16 protein-coding genes, 1 tRNA gene and 1 riboswitch are annotated in these 18,043 nt (G+C 39.5%); of the genes, 9 read left to right on the top strand and 8 right to left on the bottom strand.

The genetic code is table 11. From position 1 onward, the window contains the following. The first annotated feature begins 136 nt into the window (after window positions 1-136). Both K348_RS0108750 and hemW read left to right on the top strand, forming a co-directional pair. Window positions 137-1,948, top strand: a complete 1,812-nt coding sequence (locus K348_RS0108750; RefSeq protein ID WP_029904592.1) for a long-chain fatty acid--CoA ligase — start codon at window positions 137-139, stop codon at window positions 1,946-1,948. A 54-nt stretch (window positions 1,949-2,002) separates the two neighbouring features. Beyond that, window positions 2,003-3,142 carry a radical SAM family heme chaperone HemW gene (gene hemW / locus K348_RS0108755; protein WP_029904593.1) on the top strand — a complete coding sequence of 380 codons (1,140 nt, stop codon included), beginning with the start codon at window positions 2,003-2,005 and terminating at the stop codon, window positions 3,140-3,142. Window positions 3,143-3,199: 57 nt separating this feature from the next. Here the strand turns inward: hemW and K348_RS0108760 are convergent, their stop codons facing one another. From K348_RS0108760 to K348_RS0108785, 6 genes are all read right to left on the bottom strand, one after another. Continuing rightward, complete coding sequence (locus K348_RS0108760) at window positions 3,200-3,847, bottom strand: 30S ribosomal protein S16 (RefSeq protein ID WP_029904594.1); 648 nt, start codon at window positions 3,845-3,847, stop codon at window positions 3,200-3,202. A 181-nt stretch (window positions 3,848-4,028) separates the two neighbouring features. Then, on the bottom strand, window positions 4,029-4,283 hold the full coding sequence (gene rpsT, locus K348_RS0108765) for a 30S ribosomal protein S20 (RefSeq protein WP_029904595.1): 255 nt from the start codon (window positions 4,281-4,283) through the stop codon (window positions 4,029-4,031). A 44-nt stretch (window positions 4,284-4,327) separates the two neighbouring features. Continuing rightward, a tRNA-Glu gene (locus K348_RS0108770) sits at window positions 4,328-4,399 on the bottom strand. 195 nt (window positions 4,400-4,594) lie between these two features. Then, the gene (locus K348_RS0108775; protein ID WP_029904596.1) at window positions 4,595-5,305 is read right to left on the bottom strand and encodes a LytTR family DNA-binding domain-containing protein; all 711 of its coding nucleotides are present in this window, start codon (window positions 5,303-5,305) and stop codon (window positions 4,595-4,597) included. A gap of 35 nt (window positions 5,306-5,340) precedes the next feature. Continuing rightward, window positions 5,341-6,300, bottom strand: coding sequence for a sensor histidine kinase (locus K348_RS0108780; RefSeq protein WP_231496758.1), 960 nt, complete (start codon window positions 6,298-6,300; stop codon window positions 5,341-5,343). Window positions 6,301-6,405: 105 nt separating this feature from the next. Beyond that, window positions 6,406-7,380 (bottom strand): sensor histidine kinase, encoded by a 975-nt coding sequence (locus K348_RS0108785; RefSeq protein ID WP_197027640.1) that lies wholly within the window; start codon window positions 7,378-7,380, stop codon window positions 6,406-6,408. A gap of 378 nt (window positions 7,381-7,758) precedes the next feature. Between K348_RS0108785 and K348_RS0108790 the strand changes: the two genes are divergently transcribed. Then, window positions 7,759-9,192 (top strand): carbon starvation protein A, encoded by a 1,434-nt coding sequence (locus tag K348_RS0108790; protein ID WP_029904599.1) that lies wholly within the window; start codon window positions 7,759-7,761, stop codon window positions 9,190-9,192. 94 nt (window positions 9,193-9,286) lie between these two features. Next, a complete protein-coding gene (locus K348_RS0108795; RefSeq protein ID WP_029904600.1) occupies window positions 9,287-10,975 on the top strand; it encodes a M23 family metallopeptidase in 1,689 nt (562 codons plus the stop codon). Between the two features lies 1 nt (window position 10,976). Here K348_RS0108795 and K348_RS0108800 read toward each other — a convergent pair whose 3' ends face one another. Together K348_RS0108800 and K348_RS0108805 are read right to left on the bottom strand one after the other, a co-directional pair. Then, on the bottom strand, window positions 10,977-12,437 hold the full coding sequence (locus tag K348_RS0108800) for a bifunctional ADP-dependent NAD(P)H-hydrate dehydratase/NAD(P)H-hydrate epimerase (RefSeq protein WP_029904601.1): 1,461 nt from the start codon (window positions 12,435-12,437) through the stop codon (window positions 10,977-10,979). A gap of 11 nt (window positions 12,438-12,448) precedes the next feature. Next, window positions 12,449-13,111 carry a B3/4 domain-containing protein gene (locus tag K348_RS0108805; protein WP_029904602.1) on the bottom strand — a complete coding sequence of 221 codons (663 nt, stop codon included), beginning with the start codon at window positions 13,109-13,111 and terminating at the stop codon, window positions 12,449-12,451. 101 nt (window positions 13,112-13,212) lie between these two features. Then, a riboswitch (cobalamin riboswitch) is annotated at window positions 13,213-13,416 on the top strand. 43 nt (window positions 13,417-13,459) lie between these two features. Between K348_RS0108805 and K348_RS0108810 the strand changes: the two genes are divergently transcribed. The 5 genes from K348_RS0108810 to cobU are packed head-to-tail and all read left to right on the top strand — an operon-like array spanning window position 13,460 to window position 18,002. Beyond that, the gene (locus K348_RS0108810; protein WP_029904603.1) at window positions 13,460-14,968 is read left to right on the top strand and encodes a cobyric acid synthase; all 1,509 of its coding nucleotides are present in this window, start codon (window positions 13,460-13,462) and stop codon (window positions 14,966-14,968) included. Continuing rightward, entirely contained in the window at window positions 14,965-15,972 is a 1,008-nt protein-coding gene (locus tag K348_RS0108815) for a threonine-phosphate decarboxylase (RefSeq protein ID WP_029904604.1), read from the top strand. Before K348_RS0108810 ends, K348_RS0108815 begins: the two co-directional genes overlap by 4 nt. Further along, window positions 15,969-16,919, top strand: a complete 951-nt coding sequence (gene cbiB / locus K348_RS0108820; protein ID WP_369793888.1) for an adenosylcobinamide-phosphate synthase CbiB — start codon at window positions 15,969-15,971, stop codon at window positions 16,917-16,919. The genes K348_RS0108815 and cbiB overlap by 4 nt, the downstream gene beginning before the upstream one ends. Further along, window positions 16,916-17,494, top strand: a complete 579-nt coding sequence (locus K348_RS0108825; protein ID WP_029904606.1) for a cob(I)yrinic acid a,c-diamide adenosyltransferase — start codon at window positions 16,916-16,918, stop codon at window positions 17,492-17,494. The genes cbiB and K348_RS0108825 overlap by 4 nt, the downstream gene beginning before the upstream one ends. Beyond that, entirely contained in the window at window positions 17,487-18,002 is a 516-nt protein-coding gene (gene cobU, locus K348_RS0108830) for a bifunctional adenosylcobinamide kinase/adenosylcobinamide-phosphate guanylyltransferase (protein ID WP_029904607.1), read from the top strand. Before K348_RS0108825 ends, cobU begins: the two co-directional genes overlap by 8 nt. The last annotated feature ends 41 nt before the right edge of the window (window positions 18,003-18,043 follow it).

Genomic DNA, 18,043 nt, shown 5'->3' on the forward strand with positions numbered 1-18,043 from the left:
TTATTATACTGTTATTTACTTAGATAATTACCACGCCAATAGGTGTTTATGCAACTATAAAAAATACAATTACATTACATAATTTCCATATTTAAAATTACCTTTGTATATATTAAACGAATCAAAGAGAAGTCCCATGAACTATTATCACTTATCTATTCTGGTACATCGCCAGGCACTTAGGTATGGAAAAAGAACAGCTTTAAAGTACCGCAATCAGGACGAAAAGAAATGGAAAAATATTTCGTGGAAGAAATTTTCGGAAAATGTAATGAAAGTAGCCTGGGCTATGGCCGAGATAGGTGTAAACGAGGGTGACAAAGTAGCTGTTTATTCGCAGAATATGCCGCAATATCTCTTTGCCGATTTCGCATCCTATGCCAACCGTTGCGTATCGGTACCTATTTATGCAACTTCTTCGCCTACGCAAGTAGAATATATTATCAATGATGCGAATGTGGAACTGCTTTTTGCTGGCGAACAATTCCAGTATAATAATGCATTTAAGGTGCAGCAAAAGGCTTCATCACCGCTGAAAAGAATTATAGTATTCGATAATAAAGTAAAATTCCATCCCGAAGATAAAACTTCAATATATTTCGATGATTTCATCGCTTCGGGAGAAAATTCGAATACAGAAGTTATCGTGCGTGTACGTATGAAGTCGAGACAGGAAAATGATATCGCCTGTATCATATACACTTCGGGCACGACGGGTGAGCCCAAAGGCGTTGTTCTTCCGCATTCATGCTTCCTGCAGGTATTCCGTATACATGACATACGCCTGACCATGACATCGAATAAAGATGTATCGATGAACTTCCTGCCGCTTGCACATATCTTCGAACGGGCATGGACATGCTATGCTATCCATAAAGGGATGACGATAGCGATCAATCAGGATGCAAAGGAGATACAGAAGTCTATACAGCAGGTTCGACCTACTATTATGTGTAGTGTACCCCGTTTCTGGGAGAAAGTATATGCAGGTGTAAATGAGAAGATATCCGATTCGAAAGGATTTATGAAATGGCTGTATACCAATGCTATAAAAACAGGGAAAAGATATAATCTCGATTATAAAAATAATAATATACGCGCGCCATTCGGTACGCGGGTAAAATTCTTTCTTTATAATAATACCGTATTCCGTATTTTGAAGATGGTAGTCGGTATCCAGAACGGGAATGTTTTTCCATGTGCGGGAGCGCCGTTATCGGACTCTATCAATGAATTTCTGCAATCGGTGAATATTCCTATTATTGTTGGATATGGATTAACAGAAACTTCTGCTACCGTGAGTTTTTATCCGGAGAGGGATTTTGTGATCGGCTCCATCGGAACGGTAATGCCGGAAGTGGATGTAAAGATAGACCCTGAAAATAATGAAATACTGGTAAAAGGTAAGACTGTGATGCGCGAGTATTATAATAAGCCCGAAGAAACAGCCAAAGTATTTACCGAAGACGGATACTTCCGTACCGGAGACTCCGGACGACTTGAAGGAAATACTCTGTTCATGACAGAACGTATAAAGGACTTATTTAAGACGGCTAACGGAAAATATATAGCTCCGCAGGCTATAGAAACCAAGGTGTCTGAAGATAAGTTTATCGATATGATTGCCGTTATTGCAGATGAGCGTAAATTTGTGAGTGCTTTAATCGTACCAGACTACAAAGCATTGGAAGAATATGCCGAAACGCACAATATACATTATACTAAAACTGAAGACCTGCTTTCCAATGTAGATATCCTGCGTATGCTCGACGGTCGCATTGAATTGCTACAAGCGAACTTTGCCCCTTACGAAAAGATAAAGAGATACTGGCTTCTGCCCGAACCTTTCACAATGGATGGAGGGGAGTTGACAAATACACTAAAGATCAGACGTAAATTCGTGGCAGAGAAATATAAAGACATCATAGATAAAATGTACAAAGAATAAGTTGACAGCTCTTATTCATTGTCCACTATTGACTATCTATTATCAACTAAATAAATGGCAGGCATATATATACACGTCCCATTCTGCAAAACGCGGTGTATCTATTGCAATTTCTATACCCGCACCGATATGTCGCCTAAAGACGATTATGTATTTGCAATATGTCTTGAAATAGAACTCCGCAAAGATTATCTTTCCGGTGAAATTATAAAAACTATCTATTTTGGAGGAGGGACGCCTTCACAATTATCATATGATAATTTCCGTCAGATATTTGCTGCTATAGCAGATAACTTTGAAATAGCCTCGAATGCAGAAATAACATTAGAGGCTAACCCTGATGATCTTGATTCTGTATATATCGAAACATTGAAACAATTGCCTTTTAACCGCCTGAGTATAGGTATCCAAAGCTTCGATGATAACGAATTGAGATTTCTTAAGCGCAGACATTCTGCCGCTAAAGCTATCGAAGCGGTAAAACGGTGCCAGTCGGCAGGTTATAATAATATCAGTATCGACCTCATGTACGGGTTGCCGAACCAGACAATGGAAATATGGAATAAGAATCTTGAGCAGGCTATTGCACTCGGTATACAGCATATTTCTTCTTATCATCTCATCTACGAAGAGGGCACACGTTTATATAAGCTTTTTAAGACAGGGGAAGTAAAACCTGTGGATGAAGACCTGAGTGTGGAAATGTTTTCAGTGATGATAGATAAACTCGGTGAAGCCGGTTTCGAACATTACGAAATTTCCAATTTTGCTAAGGACGGACTTTATTCAAAGCATAACAGTTCATATTGGTTGGGAGAGAAATATCTCGGCCTTGGGCCTGCCGCTCATTCATATGACGGCCGGAACAGGGCTTGGAATATAGCTTCTATATCCAAGTATATAAAAGGAATAGGGCAGGGTAGTCTTGATTTAGAAACAGAATTTCTTGACGATAATACCCGCTACAATGATTTTATACTGACAGGTATGCGTACCATGTGGGGAGTCGATCTCACGGAATTAGAGAAAAGATATGGAACTGATAAAAAGAATTATTGTTTGAAGAATGTCAGGAAATACATTGATGACGGATTCGTTACTAACGATAATAATATACTCAAGCTAACACGTAAAGGTATTTTCATCTCAGACGGTATAATGAGCGACCTGATGTGGGTGGATAAAACAAGATAAAAAAATAGCTTCAAAATTTCGAAGCTATTTTTTTATGCTGTATATCAATTTTAAATCTTATTCAGCACTTTTTTCTTCTTCAGCAGGAGCGTCAGTTTCAGCAGCCGGAGCCTCTGCAGCTGGTGCAGGTGTTTCAGCAGCTTCTTCAACTACAGGAGCCGGAGTTTCCTCAGCAGCCGGAGTTTCCACGCTTTCTTCTACTGCAGGAGCAGCTTCTGCCTCAGCTTCAGCTTGTGCAGCATTCGCTTCAGCTTTCTTTTGTGCTACAGCATCAGCTTTAGCCTTGTTTGCTGCTTTTTCAGCATCTAAACGTGCTTTTGCCTCAGCTTTCGCCTGAGTTTCATTTTTGTTGATAGCAGCCTGAGTGCCTTTTTCCTTTTCAGCTTTCCATGCTTCAAATTTCTTTTCTGCATCGTCTACTGAAAACGCACCTTTAGCAACACCACCAAGAAGGTGTTTCTTCAATAAAACTCCTTGTTCAGAAAGTATGTTGCGTGTAGTGTCGGTAGGTTGAGCACCAACTTGCAACCAGTACAAAGCCCTATCGAAATTTATAGTTATTGTAGCAGGATTTGTATTCGGGTTGTAAGAACCCACCTTTTCAATAAATTTTCCATCACGTGGAGCTCTGCTATCTGCAATGACGATGTGGTAGAAAGGGTAACCCTTGCGTCCTCGTCTTTGTAAACGGATCTTTGTAGCCATTTTTCTTTCTTTAGTTAATTTTTAATTATACATAATTGTAATTAGCGGGTGCAAAGATAGGAATAAGTTTTAATAAATCATCCGATATTTGCTTTTTATTGCAGTATATATAAAAGAAAAAGGTCAAACTTTTTTAAGTTCAACCTTCTCTTTATATAGTAACAGTTTTATATTAGTAACGTTATGCTAACGATTTAACGTGAGCAGCTAATTTTGATTTTAAATTACCCGCTTTATTTTTGTGGATAACGTTCTTTTTAGCTAATCTGTCGAGCATAGAACATACCGAAGGGTATAGCTTTTCTGCTTCTTCCTTGCTAGTCAGGGTACGGAACTTTCTAACTGCATTACGGGTAGTTCTTGCTGAATATCTGTTTCTCAAGCGTCTTACTTCTGCTTGTCTGATTCTTTTTTCTGCTGATTTGTGATTTGCCATGTTGACTAATCCTTTTTTAAGAGTATTTTATTTCTTTTTATTTGTAGCCCATAGGGGAGTCGAACCCCTCTTTCAAGAATGAAAATCTTGCGTCCTAACCGATAGACGAATGGGCCATCCTGTGGAGTCTTTTCTGTATTATCAGTTCGTTTCTCCTCTCGAATGCGGATGCAAAGGTAATTGATTTTTGATTACATGCAAACTTTTGAATATGTTTTTTTGAAAAATCTTCGTCCGTATTTATTATGCCGTTGATTTTCAATTGTGTTTGTTTTCGTCAAAAAACTAAAATTTTTCATACAGCTATATACTCAGGATTTTTTTGACATGAAATCCTCGAAAAACGAATCCCTGTACATGTTCCCTATAGCAATCTCAAAGTTTTTAATGAAAATGTCGTTATTGTCGAACGATTCTATCTGATTCTTATTAACTATATATGACCTGTTTACCCTCAGAAAAGCGCTTTTAGGCAGCATGTCGTGTATGGTTTTCAGGTTCAGTTTGGTGATTATTCGTTGCCCGTCCAATTGGATGATAACATAATCTTTTAGCCCCTCGATAAAGAGGATATCTTTAAGGTTTACCTTGAAGTATTTCCTGTCTGATTTTACAAAGATATAGTCATCTTCAACATTTTCTACGCTTTTCTTTTCTTCAGACAATAACAGGCTGTGATAGGCTATCGCTTTGTCAACTGCTTTTCTGAACCTGTCGGCTTCTATCGGTTTCACCAGATAGTCTATTGCTTCCACTTCGTAGCTGTCGAGCGCATACTCCGAATATGCCGTCGTGAAAATAACCAATGTATCCTTGCTTATATTTTTAGCAAATTCGATCCCTGTGATCCCCGGCATCTGTATATCGAGGAAGATAAGTTCTACAGGGTGGTTGAGCATATACATGGAGGCCGCTTCGGCGCTGTTGAAACTGTCGAGTAGTTCCAGTTCGGGAATCTGGTCTACCAGATTTTTCATCCCTTTGCGGGCAATAGGTTCATCGTCTACTATTATGCATTTCATAAGTTCTTATTTAGTTGTTATTCATTATTTTAGTCTTATAGAGTAAGTTGAAGGCTGACGGTATAAGTCGTTTCGGCATCCTTTATTTCCAGTGAATAATTATTTCCATATAAAAGGTCGAGTCGTCGCCTTATATTAGCCAGTCCCAATCCACCGACTTTTCTTTGAGAGGGTTTTTTAGGCTTTGAATTTTCACACTCGAAGATAAGCTGTTTATCTTTTACTAAAAAACAGATGTGGACGTAAGAAGTGTTTTCGCTGTCGGAGTTATGCTTTACTGCGTTTTCTACAAAGGGAATAAACAATAGCGGTGGAATTTCTAAATTATCCATATCTTCTTTTTGTTTAATACTAAAGTCGAACTTATCACGACGGGTTTTCTCCAGATCGAGAAACTTTGTCAGGAAATGTATATCGGCGCTCAGCAGTACCTTATCCTGTATGCTGTCGTTTATCTGGTACCTGAGCATATCTTCGAGTTTTACCAATATCTGCGATGATATTTCGGGGTCTTCTTTTACCATTATGTTGGCATTGTTCAGCATATTGAAAAGAAAGTGCGGATTTATCTGGCTTTTCAGGAATTTCAGTTCCGATTCCAGTGTGGCCGATTCCAACATGCTTATTCTGCGGCTGTTGTTCATCCAGTGTTTAAATAGCAGGACTGTTGTGGTTCCGGCGAGCATCAGCCCGATAGTTATTGTCGATGAAATTATACCCAGTAATGCCGATGAATTGGGATTCTCTATCTGGTTTCCGTCATCCGATCCCCAGAAATAATTTTGTAAGATAACAATTTCTGCGATTGTGACCCATACCAAAAGCAACGCTGCTATGAGATAAATAAGCAGCTTGTTTTTCAGAAGCAAACGGGGTACAAGCACGTACATATTAAAGTAAATAACCAGATTGAAAGACAGAAACTGACCGGCCCAGCCATAAACCCTGTCTGAGGTTATAATCATTTCATCGGGCTTGATGAAAAATATACTCATTGTAATTGCAAAAATGATAAATTGCAATAATAAGTGCCTGTAGATTCTATATTTTGGATTTAACAGGAACTCGGGAACTATATCTTTTTTTTCAAGCATTATGCTTTATAAATTTAATTTCAGTTCAATTTTATTTTCTCGCGCAGACAAAGTGTAATTATCTTTGTACAGTAGGTCAAGCCTGTGTTTGATACGCGATATTCCCTCTTCATTCAATTCTTTTAGGGAGCTACTGCATGTAAAAATTAGAATATTTTTATTTGTTTCGAAATGTATTTGGATAAAAGAAACCTCATCCTTTTCTGTCTTATTTACAATGTTTTGAATAAAAGGAATGAATAGCAACGGTGAAACAAATATTTGATTCATATTTTCGACATTTGCAGAAACAGAGAAAGAAAAGTTATCGGAATACAGCTTTTGAAGAGCAAGATAATTATTCAGGAATTTTATTTCCGAACTCAACAGAACTTTATCCCTGCTGCAATCGTATAGCTGATATCTTAGCAGCTGGCTTAGCCTGTATAACATATCCGAAGCCTTTTCCGGCTTGACTTTGACTAATGCAGATGTACTGCTGAGTATATTGAAAAGGAAGGTCGGATTAATCTGGTCTTTAAGTTGTTCCACTTCCGATTGTATATGTATTTTTTCCAGTTCGTTCACCCTTTCGCTTTCCATCATCCAGTATCGTAGTAATACGGTTATCGAGGAGCCGGATATGCATATCAGAGTGAGCATAAAAGTAGAAAAACTATCGATAATCACAGGCAGATTTAAGTAATGTTCGCGACGGTGTCCTGTCCCCAGCAAAGAAAAAGCGACATATTCCATTACGATCTGTACGAGCACTATCATCAAAACAGACAGCGAAAAGAAGATTGCATACTTCAGATATCGTTTTTTTAATAAGAGTGTGGGTACCAGTTTATAGATATTTGTATAAGTTACTGCCAGATAGGTTAGGAAGGCAATGAATGCAATCAGGTATATCCAGTTACCTACATCATCAGCCTTGGCCTCATAATTTACAAATATTTGCTGAGATGAAACGGCTCCCAAAGCAACAAGAAGCAACATATGTCTTAAGAGCCTTAACCGGGGGCTTGCCAGTAGTTTATATAAGAAAGTTTTCTTTGTGTTTTCGAACATATACCGCATACGTTAATAAGCTTCGAATTTAATACTTTATTTTTATTTACAGATAAGAAGTTACCCTCTAGCATTTGCTTAAAAGCTTTTATTTTAGAACTGTAACAAAATTAATTTTAGCGGCATATATGATTTTAAATAATATACCAAACAGGCTTTCAGGTAGATGAACTTCGTCATTTTGTAGACGAAACATAAAAGAGATAAGAAATCAATAGTTTTGTCCGTTAAATCGCATTTTTTGTATATTTATGCTCAAAAATCTTATATACGACGGTAAATAGTCAAAACGCACACACTTATAATATGATAACATTTCTTATAGCGATAGTAATTCTGGTTGGCGGATATTTCATCTACGGTTCGTTAATGGAGCGTATATTCGGTGCCGATAAGAACAGGCAGACACCTGCCTATACCTTGCAGGACGGCGTTGATTATGTACCTATGGGCTGGAGTAAAATATTCCTGATTCAGTTTCTTAATATTGCAGGTCTGGGGCCGATATTCGGAGCTATAATGGGTGCCGTATATGGACCGTCCGCCTTTCTGTGGATAGTCTTCGGTACGATTTTCGGAGGAGCGGTACACGATTATTTTTCGGGAATGATGTCGCTGCGCAATAATGGTATCAGTTTGCCCGAACTCGCCGGAAAATATATGGGCACGGCCTTTAAGCAATTTATGAGGATATTTACCTTGTTTCTTATGGTTTTGGTAGGTGCGGTTTTTATTGCAGGGCCTGCCGGATTACTGGCTAAGCTTACGCCCGAATATCTCGATTTTACCTTTTGGGCGATAGTCGTTTTCATTTATTATGTATTGGCTACTTTATTACCTATAGATAAAATTATTGGTAAAATATATCCGGTATTCGGTTTTGCACTTCTTTTTATGGCTGTCGGTATTGCCGGATCGATTATTTATTACTGCGCTCCGGTGCCTGAAATCATTCCCGCTAATCTGGTAAATATGCATCCTTCGCCGGATAAATATCCGATATTTCCCATGATGTTTATATCGATTGCCTGCGGTGCCATATCGGGCTTCCATGCGACTCAATCGCCTTTAATGGCTCGCTGCCTTAAAAATGAGAAGCTGGGGCGGCGTGTATTTTACGGTGCAATGGTTGCCGAAGGTCTTGTCGCCTTGATATGGGCTGCTGCGGCTATGAGTTTTTTCGGATCGGTTGGGGGCTTGCAATTATTCCTTGCTGAAAACGGCAACAATGCTGCTGTAGTAGTGGATAAAATCACAGAATCTTGGCTTGGCAAAGTAGGAGGATTTCTTGCTATTCTAGGCGTAATTGCGGCTCCCATTACATCGGGAGATACGGCATTCCGCTCGGCGCGCCTGATTGTTGCCGATTTTATTAAATTCGACCAGAAACCACTGAAAAACAGATTATATATTTCTATTCCGTTGTTTATTGTCGGATTTATATTACTACAGGTCAACTTCGATGTGTTGTGGCGCTATTTTGCATGGGCGAACCAGATGCTGGCAACAGCAACACTATGGGTGATAACGGTATATCTGGTAGGTGAGAAGAAGTGTTTCTGGATAACTTTACTGCCTGCCATGTTTATGACAATGGTTGTTTCCACCTATATTTTAATTGCTCCCGAAGGTTTTCAGTTTTCTAATACGGTAGGCTATATAGGAGGGGGAATATGTACATTGCTTTCATTAATTCTGTTCTTTTCATGGAAATATAAAAAGAATAATCTTAAGATTTGAATTAAGATTGTTTAATAAATCATGATAGATAAGTTATTGAATACTCGTCTAAATCATCTACTTTTGCATGGAATTCTACAATTAATGCAGACAGATGAAAAAGATCATTTCGCTTCTCTTCCTTATATATTCGATAAATTCGATTGCTCAGGTCACTTACAGATCTCCGCTCGATATACCTCTTATTCTAAGTGCCAATTTCGGCGAACTCCGCCCCAACCATTTCCATTCGGGAATCGACCTCAAGACGCAGGGCGTTATTAATAAACCTGTATACTCTATTGGTGACGGCTATGTATCGCGTATTTCTGTTTCTCCCTCGGGATACGGCTTAGCCTTATATATAGCACATCCCACAGGGCAGACAAGTGTTTACGGGCATATGGAAAAGTTCGCACCCAAAATAGTGGAGTATGTAAAAGAAAAGCAATATGAGCAGGAAACTTACAGAATCGATTTATCCTTAGAGGCGACAGAACTTCCGGTAAAAGCGGGCGATCTGGTTGCTTACAGCGGTAATACAGGATCTTCCGGAGGTCCTCATGTTCATTTCGAAATAAGGAATACCGAAGATCAGGTGGCACTCGATGCCCTCGAATACTATAAAGACAGAATTAATGATAATACTTCTCCGGTAGTAAAAGGTATAGCGGTATATCCTGTCACAGGAAAAGGTGTCGTAAATAATAGTAATGAACCTTACCGTAAAATAATCGGTGCGGTACAGCCTAAAAAGAAAGGGGCAAAAGTTAAGCCTGATTCGATTCACGTTTGGGGTAAAATTGGTGCAGGTGTATATGCAAATGACCGTATGACGGGAACGAACAATATATACGGGGTCAAAATTGTACGGCTGTCATGCGACGGGAAAGAAATATTCTCATCCGATGTTTCTTCTGTCGATTTCGACAAAACAAGGATGATAAACAGTATGACCGATTTCGATTATTGGTACAGAAAGAAAATATTCTATATGAAATCGTTTATCGAACCGGGAAATACGCTTCAGATTTATCAGGCTGTTGATAATGGATATATCGATATCAACGAAGAAAAGGAATATAAGTTGAAATATGAACTTGAAGATTTATACGGTAATAAAACATCATACAGCTTTAATATATACGGGAAGAAGCAGGATATACCGCAGCAGGAAAATTGCGAACAGATGATGGCTTGGAACGAAGACAACTATTACAATGGCAATATGTTCTCTATCTCCTTGCCTAAAGGCGCATTATATACCGACCTTTGCTTTAATGTAGCACGTACTCCTTCTGCCAATTATAAATCTGCAACTTATAAAGTAGCGGATAAATATGTTCCTTTAGATAAGCCTTGCGAGATGACAATAAAATTGACCAAAGATTCTATGATAAATAAATCCCAATACGGTATTGTACGGATAAACGGTAACCGTGATTCGTGGGTAGGCGGAAAATATAATAACGGTGCTATAACGGCTCGTATCAGGGAACTGGGCGGTACGTATGCCGTCAGCACGGATACGCAGGCTCCGACCATTACGCCTGTCTTACCTGCCAAATGGGTTACTCAGGGTGAAATAAAGATAAGGCTGACAGATAATAAAAGCGGCATTTCATCTTATAGAGGAACGATAGACGGGCAGTTTGTGCTCTTCGAAAACGATGTAAAATCTCCGGTATATTCGTATAAATTCGACCCCAAAAGATTGACAAAAGGAAAAATTCATACGCTTATTTTCACGGCTAAAGATGCCTGCGGAAATGAAAGCAGCTACGAATATGAATTCAAATATTGATTCAGATAGCTAAATCATCTATCAGATCGCGGCTATTCATTCCCTCCAACCCGTATTTTGCAGCGGCCTTATCGCCTGCCAGTCCGTGCATATATACCCCGAGGATAGCTGCATGTTCACTTTTATAGCCGCGTGCCAGTAATCCTGTGATATATCCGGTAAGTACATCGCCACTGCCGCCTTTTGCCATTCCGCTGTTTCCTGTCGAATTGAAGTAGCAACGGCCGTCAGGCATGTATATCATGGTATGCGCACCTTTTACTACGATAATCGATTTGAGATTGGCGGCCAGTCTTTTCACATTATCCAACTTTTCTTCTTCGTTTTGCCATTTCCCGATAAGCCGTTCCAATTCTTTCGGGTGTGGAGTCAGTATAGAACCTGCCGGAATCTTTGGCCTGAGTTTGTAATGTTCCGAAATTATATTCAGGGCATCAGCATCGAGAACTACGGGATTGTAAACTGTATTTAATGTCTGCCGTAAAGCCTCTGTCGTTTCAGTGGATTGCCCCAATCCCGGGCCTATGCCGATAGATGTATATGCCGATAGGTTTGGCGGTAGTTCCGAAAACTGATAACCACTATCAAGGCTTAAAATAACCGATGGGTAGGTTGCCTGAACGGCAAACCTTTCACTTTCGGGTATATGAAGCGTAACTAACCCGCAGCCCGACCGCAAAGCTGCACCTGTAGAGAGAACTGCCGCCCCTGCCATTCCTTTCGAACCGCAAATTAGTAAGGCATGTCCGTATGTACCCTTATGTCCAAATTTACTCCGTTTTAGTTTTATGTTTTCTATCAGTTCCTCTGTTATATAATTGTATCTGGTTTTTGCATTGTTGATAAATTCTTTATCCAGTCCGATAGGTAATATTTTTATTTCCCCGCAATATTCACCCGCTTCGGGAAGTAGCATAGCCAATTTGGGAAATTCTAATGTTAGCGTAATATCAGCTTTGACAATCTTTTGATTTGCATTGCCGAATTCGCTTATCATACCGGATGGTAAATCTATTGATATAACTGTATTTGTTAATGAATTTATTTTATCTATAACCGAAGCCAAAGGCTCTTTCAGTTCTCCTTTTACCCCCGTACCCATCAGGCAATCAATTATAATAGTATCCGTGCCGATATTATCTAACTCTTTATTATTAACTCCGTTAGGCAATCGTTTCAGATTATAAGAACTTTCTTCCGAAAGCTGCTCTTTATCGAAAGGCAGATACACCGAACAGTTATATCCCGAATGATAAAGTATACGGGCAACAGCTAAGCCGTCGCCGCCGTTATTCCCTTTACCGATAATGAAGAAAAGAGGCTGCTGTTTATCGATATTATTGTTTATCCATTGCGCGATAGCATTCGATGCTCTCTCCATTAAATCGACAGAACTTATCGGTTCATTTTCAATGGTATATCGGTCGGCTTCTTTTATCTGAGTACCTGTTAGTATTTTCATAGGAGAATCTTTTAATAGTAAATGACCTGTATCTCTTCTGCTTCGGCAAATTCAACAAGTAAAGATTTCATATAGTTCACTGCATCTACCAACCCTTCTTTCCCATTATATCCATTGAAAAGTGCGAAAAAAGCAGTCGTATTCAGTTCTATTTTTGTACGTTCGTTATCACTTGTGGGAGTACCTATTCCACCTACATTATCACGGTAAACCGGAAGTCCGTCTATATTCATCATGCCGCGCCCGATAGCTTCGTACGGCTCGTTTTCTTTTCCGACACCTAAAGTAAGTACATTGCCTTCTATCTTATCTGCATCGAATCCACCTATCGAATAGCCCGTCTTTATCGAAACCAGATTGATAAGGTCGACCAGCGTATCTATTTGATATAAACCTAACTCCCTGATTATACGGCGGCATAATGCTTCCGCAGAAGGACGATAGCGGTTCGGGTCTTTTCCCAGTTTTTTATAAACTGCCCGGGTAGCAGCAATCACAGGATTTTTCTTTATATCCTCAAGTTGATGATTTGCCTTATATTCATTGATAGAAATATCTATTTGCTCCCATAACTTTTCATTATGAGGTGTATTTTTTACCTTGGCATATATGGCAGCTCCCGCAAAAGCCGAACAAGCATTTTTTATTTCATCCGAAACACATATTGTTATCATTTTTTACCTAAAAATTAAGATAAGAATTTATCAAAGGTACGATTTTTAATAATTGCATATAATCTACCTGTATACATTTCCTGTTAGCCCGATAAATATTTTATCTTTGCACATGTTTTGGTGATGCGAACAGACAATCGTCTCTTTGCATGAAAAGGGAATCCGGTGCGAATCCGGAACAGTGCCCGCTACTGTGGTCTCCATTAATTTTTTTAAGCATTCCTCTTGCCACTGTTCGTAAAGAAACGGGAAGGCGCTTAGAAAAGGAGCAAGTCAGGAAACCTGCCGGACATTAATATTTGCCGAATATTTCCGGGGTCAGGAATGCGGTTATAAACAATCGATAAAATGTCTCAACAAGAGAAAACTTCAAAGAAATTGCACCCTCTGATGTTTGCCGGAACAGGCAGCGATGTAGGTAAAAGTATCATTACATCGGCTTTTTGCCGTATATTTCTGCAGGACGGCTATCATCCGGCACCTTTCAAGGCTCAGAATATGGCGCTTAATTCCTATGCCACACCTGATGGTTTGGAAATCGGGCGTGCACAGGCAGTTCAGGCCGAAGCGGCAGGTATACCGTGCCATACCGATATGAATCCTTTGCTGCTAAAACCTACTACAGATAAAGTCTGTCAGGTAGTGCTCAACGGGAAGCCGACTGGTAACCAGCATGCGTACGAATACTTTAAGAAAGAAGGACGGGAAGAGTTAAGACAGGAGGTATATAGCGCTTTCGACCGCTTGCAAGAAAGATATAATCCCATTGTGATGGAAGGTGCAGGGAGTATATCTGAAATTAATTTGCGGGAAGTCGACCTTGTAAATATGCCGATGGCAATGCACGCGAAAGCAAATGTGATACTGGTAGCCGATATTGACCGTGGAGGAGTCTTTGCCTCTGTATACGGCTCGGTGATGCTGCTCACGGAAGAGGAACGCAAATATGTAAAAGGAATACTGATAAATAAATTCAGGGGAGATATCCGGCTGTTTGAATCAGGTGTGAAAATAATCGAAGATTTATGCGGAATACCTGTTATCGGAGTTGTTCCTTATTACAAAGATATTTATATAGAGGAAGAAGATTCCGTGATGTTGCAGACAAAGAATTTGCAGGCGACACATGGCAAGGTGAATGTAGCCGTTGTTCTGTTACGTCATTTGTCTAATTTTACTGATTTCAATGTACTGGAACGTGATCCCCGGGTACATCTTTATTATACGAATAATACCGATGAAATCGAGAAAGCCGACATTGTGCTTATTCCCGGCAGCAAGAGTACGCTCTCCGACCTCTATGAACTCAGGAGAAACGGCGTGGCTCAAAGTATTATAAAAGCTCATAAAAACGGGGCTACAGTAGTCGGTATATGCGGAGGTTTTCAGATAATGGGGCAGGAGGTATGCGACCTTAATCACGTTGAAAGCAATATAGACCGCTTGCCGGGACTGGGTTTGCTGCCTATTACTACTCAGATGGAGGGAGAGAAAGTTACTCGTCAGGTGCAGTTCTCATTTCTGGATACAGATAGCATATGCGAAGGATACGAGATACATATGGGTGCGACTGTTCCTGTAGAAGATGCAAAAGCATCTCCTCTGAACAATCTGAAAGACGGTAGAACCGACGGCTATTTTCTGAATGAAAAATGCTTCGGTACCTATATTCACGGTATACTTGATAATAGTGCCGTTATAGACTATCTGCTGGCACCTTATGCAGATAAACTTTCGGAAAAAACATTCGATTTCAAGGCTTTTAAGGAAGAGCAATATAATAAACTGGCAGAGCATGTGCGTAAGCATGTAGATATGGATTTGGTATACAGAATAATGGAGGAAGGCGTGGTATGATATTGGGACACGGAGATGATTTGTACGCAGTGGACGGGAAGAAGATAATAAGCAATTTCAGTTCCAATGTATACGGACGGCAGGATATGTCGGCATTACAGGATTATTTGCGCCTGCATATCGATGCTATTCATTCCTATCCTGAACCGGATGCTTCTTCATTAGTAAAGTTATTAGCCAAAAAGCATAATGTTGAAAATGATAATATTCTTGTAACCAATGGTGCTACAGAAGCGATATATCTCATAGCTCAGGCTTTTGCCGGAAGAAAGTCAGCAATATTATCACCGACATTTAGTGAATATGCTGATGCCTGTTCCATAAACAAATATATGGTACAATTAGTATCTTCTTTGAACGAAATAAACGATGATACTGATTTATTATGGCTATGCAATCCAAATAACCCTACAGGGAAGGTAACGGATAAAAATACTTTGAAAGAGTATATAGAAAAGCATCCGCAACAGAATATAATCATCGACCAGTCTTATGAGCATTTTACAAAAAAAGATTTATTTACTGTAGAAGAAGCCATTCAATACAATAATGTAATTTTATTGCATTCGATGACGAAAAGATATGCTATTCCCGGTTTGCGTTTAGGTTACATATCTACCCATGAAGATACATTAGGGTCTATTAAGAAGTACCGTATGCCTTGGTCTGTAAACGGATTAGCTATCGATGCCGGCAAATATCTGATAAAGGAAAATGTTAATAGTATAGATATTGATAACTATCTGAATGAAACCGCACGATTGCAAAACGAGTTAAAAAAAATATCAAGAATAACAGTATATCCGACTGATACTCATTTCTTTTTATGTAAATTTGAAGGAAGGAAAGCCTCGGAACTGAAAACATATCTGATTGAAGAATATGGTATTCTAATTCGTGATGCATCTAATTTTTACGGACTGGACGAATCATATTTCCGTATTGCGACCCAATCTGTTGAAGAGAATAATACATTGATAGAAGCATTAAATAGATGGATATAAATCTGCTCTTTATTTTACTCCCTTTACTACTGGGGTGGCTTGCCGACCGTCTCATTGGCGACCCGTCGTGGTTGCCACATCCTGTAGTGTGTATGGGGAAGGTAATAGCATTTGGTGAAAAGAGGCTCAATAAAGGAAAGAAGAGAATGCTGAAAGGCGCTTTTCTTGCTGTTATCCTTATTGCGTTGAGTTATGCTTCTATTTATTATATTATAAAAGGATTAAATCAGCTCAATCCCTATCTTTCTATAGCTTTTTCTGCAATCATAGTATTCTATTGCCTTGCAGGGAAAACGTTGGTAAAAGAAGTGAAGAACGTATTTATTGCAGTCGATTCTTCCGTTGAAAAGGGTAGGATACAGGTCTCTCGTATTGTCGGTCGTGATACTTCAAATCTTTCCCCGCAGCAAATTCGTGCTGCAGCCTTGGAAACATTATCAGAAAACCTAAGCGACGGAGTTATTGCTCCGCTTTTCTGGTATATGATTCTGGGAGTGCCCGGCATGTTTGCCTATAAGATGATAAATACCCTTGACTCGATGATAGGGTATAAAAATGAACGGTACATGCAATTTGGTTGCTGGGCTGCACGTATCGACGATATCGCCAATTATATACCCGCCCGTTTAACTTCATTATTGATGATTATTGTAAGCGGCAAATTTTCTCTATTTTTATTCGTTGAGAAATATGGACGGCAACATGCCAGTCCAAATTCGGGATATCCGGAAGCTGCCCTTGCGGGTATATTAAATTGCCGGTTTGGTGGTCCTAACGTATATTTCGGGAAAGTGGTCGATAAACCTTATATAGGCTATCAGGATAAAGAGTTGACTTCTGCAGATATGCGAACTGCAGTATCAATAAATATACGGGCAGAATTACTCATGCTTATTTTAGTAATGATAATCGAAGCGGTTTACTATATAAATTTCAAAATGCTATGAGAATATATACCAGAGGAGGTGATAAAGGGAAAACCGGAATTTTCGGCGGACAGCGTGTCGATAAAGACGATATCCGTATCGAAGCAAACGGCACGATCGATGAACTGAATGCATCTATCGGTGTTGTACGCGCTTATTTGCCTGCCAATCATGAATGGCAGCAGCTTCTGTTCAAAATACAAACGGAAATAATGACGGTTATGTCGCAGGTGGCTACACCTTCCAATATCAGAGAGACCAACATAAATGTACTGGACGAAAATCTGGATAAGTTCTGTGAAGAACAAATGGATAAAATGACAGAAGAAATGGGGCCGAGCGAATCTTTTATTTTGCCGGGAGGCACGCTGGTATCTTCGCAATTACAATTATCCCGCACAATAGCACGCCGTGCCGAAAGGCGCTTGTGGGCATTGAATAAACAGGACGAAGTGCCTGCTTCGGTGATGCGGTTTATCAACAGGTTGTCCGATTTGTTTTTTACAATGGCACGCTATGAGATGTATAAGGCAGGTAATATAGAAGAACGATGGAAAGATTTCCTGTATAAAAGAAAGAAAAATAACAATGGCTAAGCGAATTATCCTTATAACCGGAGGTCAGCGCTCAGGTAAAAGCAATTATGCCCAAAAACTGGCTTTATCGGCTTCCGACAATCCTGTATATCTGGCTACATCGCGGATATGGGATGAGGAGCATCGTAGGCGTATTGATCGGCATAAGGCCGAGCGTGGTGAAGAATGGATAAATATAGAGGAAGAAAAAGAATTAAGTATACATGATTATACAGGCAAGATAGTACTGGTCGATTGTATTACCTTATGGGCTACAAACTATTTTTTCGATTTGCAATCTGACGTACAGGCTGCTTTGGATGCCCTGAAAAGAGAATTTGACAAGCTTATCGGACAAGATGCACAATTCATTTTTGTTACCAACGAAATAGGCATGGGCGAAATGTCTCAAAACGAGCTGCAGCGCAAATTTGCCGATCTGCAAGGCTGGCTGAACCAGTATATCGCTAATAAATCGGATGAAGTTTACCTGATGGTATCGGGTATTCCCGTAAAAATAAAATGTTAAAAATATTTGATTAAATAATCCTAATACTATTGGATTTTTAG

Origin of the sequence: Prevotella sp. 10(H) (assembly GCF_000711235.1) — a bacterium.
Taxonomy (GTDB): domain Bacteria; phylum Bacteroidota; class Bacteroidia; order Bacteroidales; family Dysgonomonadaceae; genus Dysgonomonas.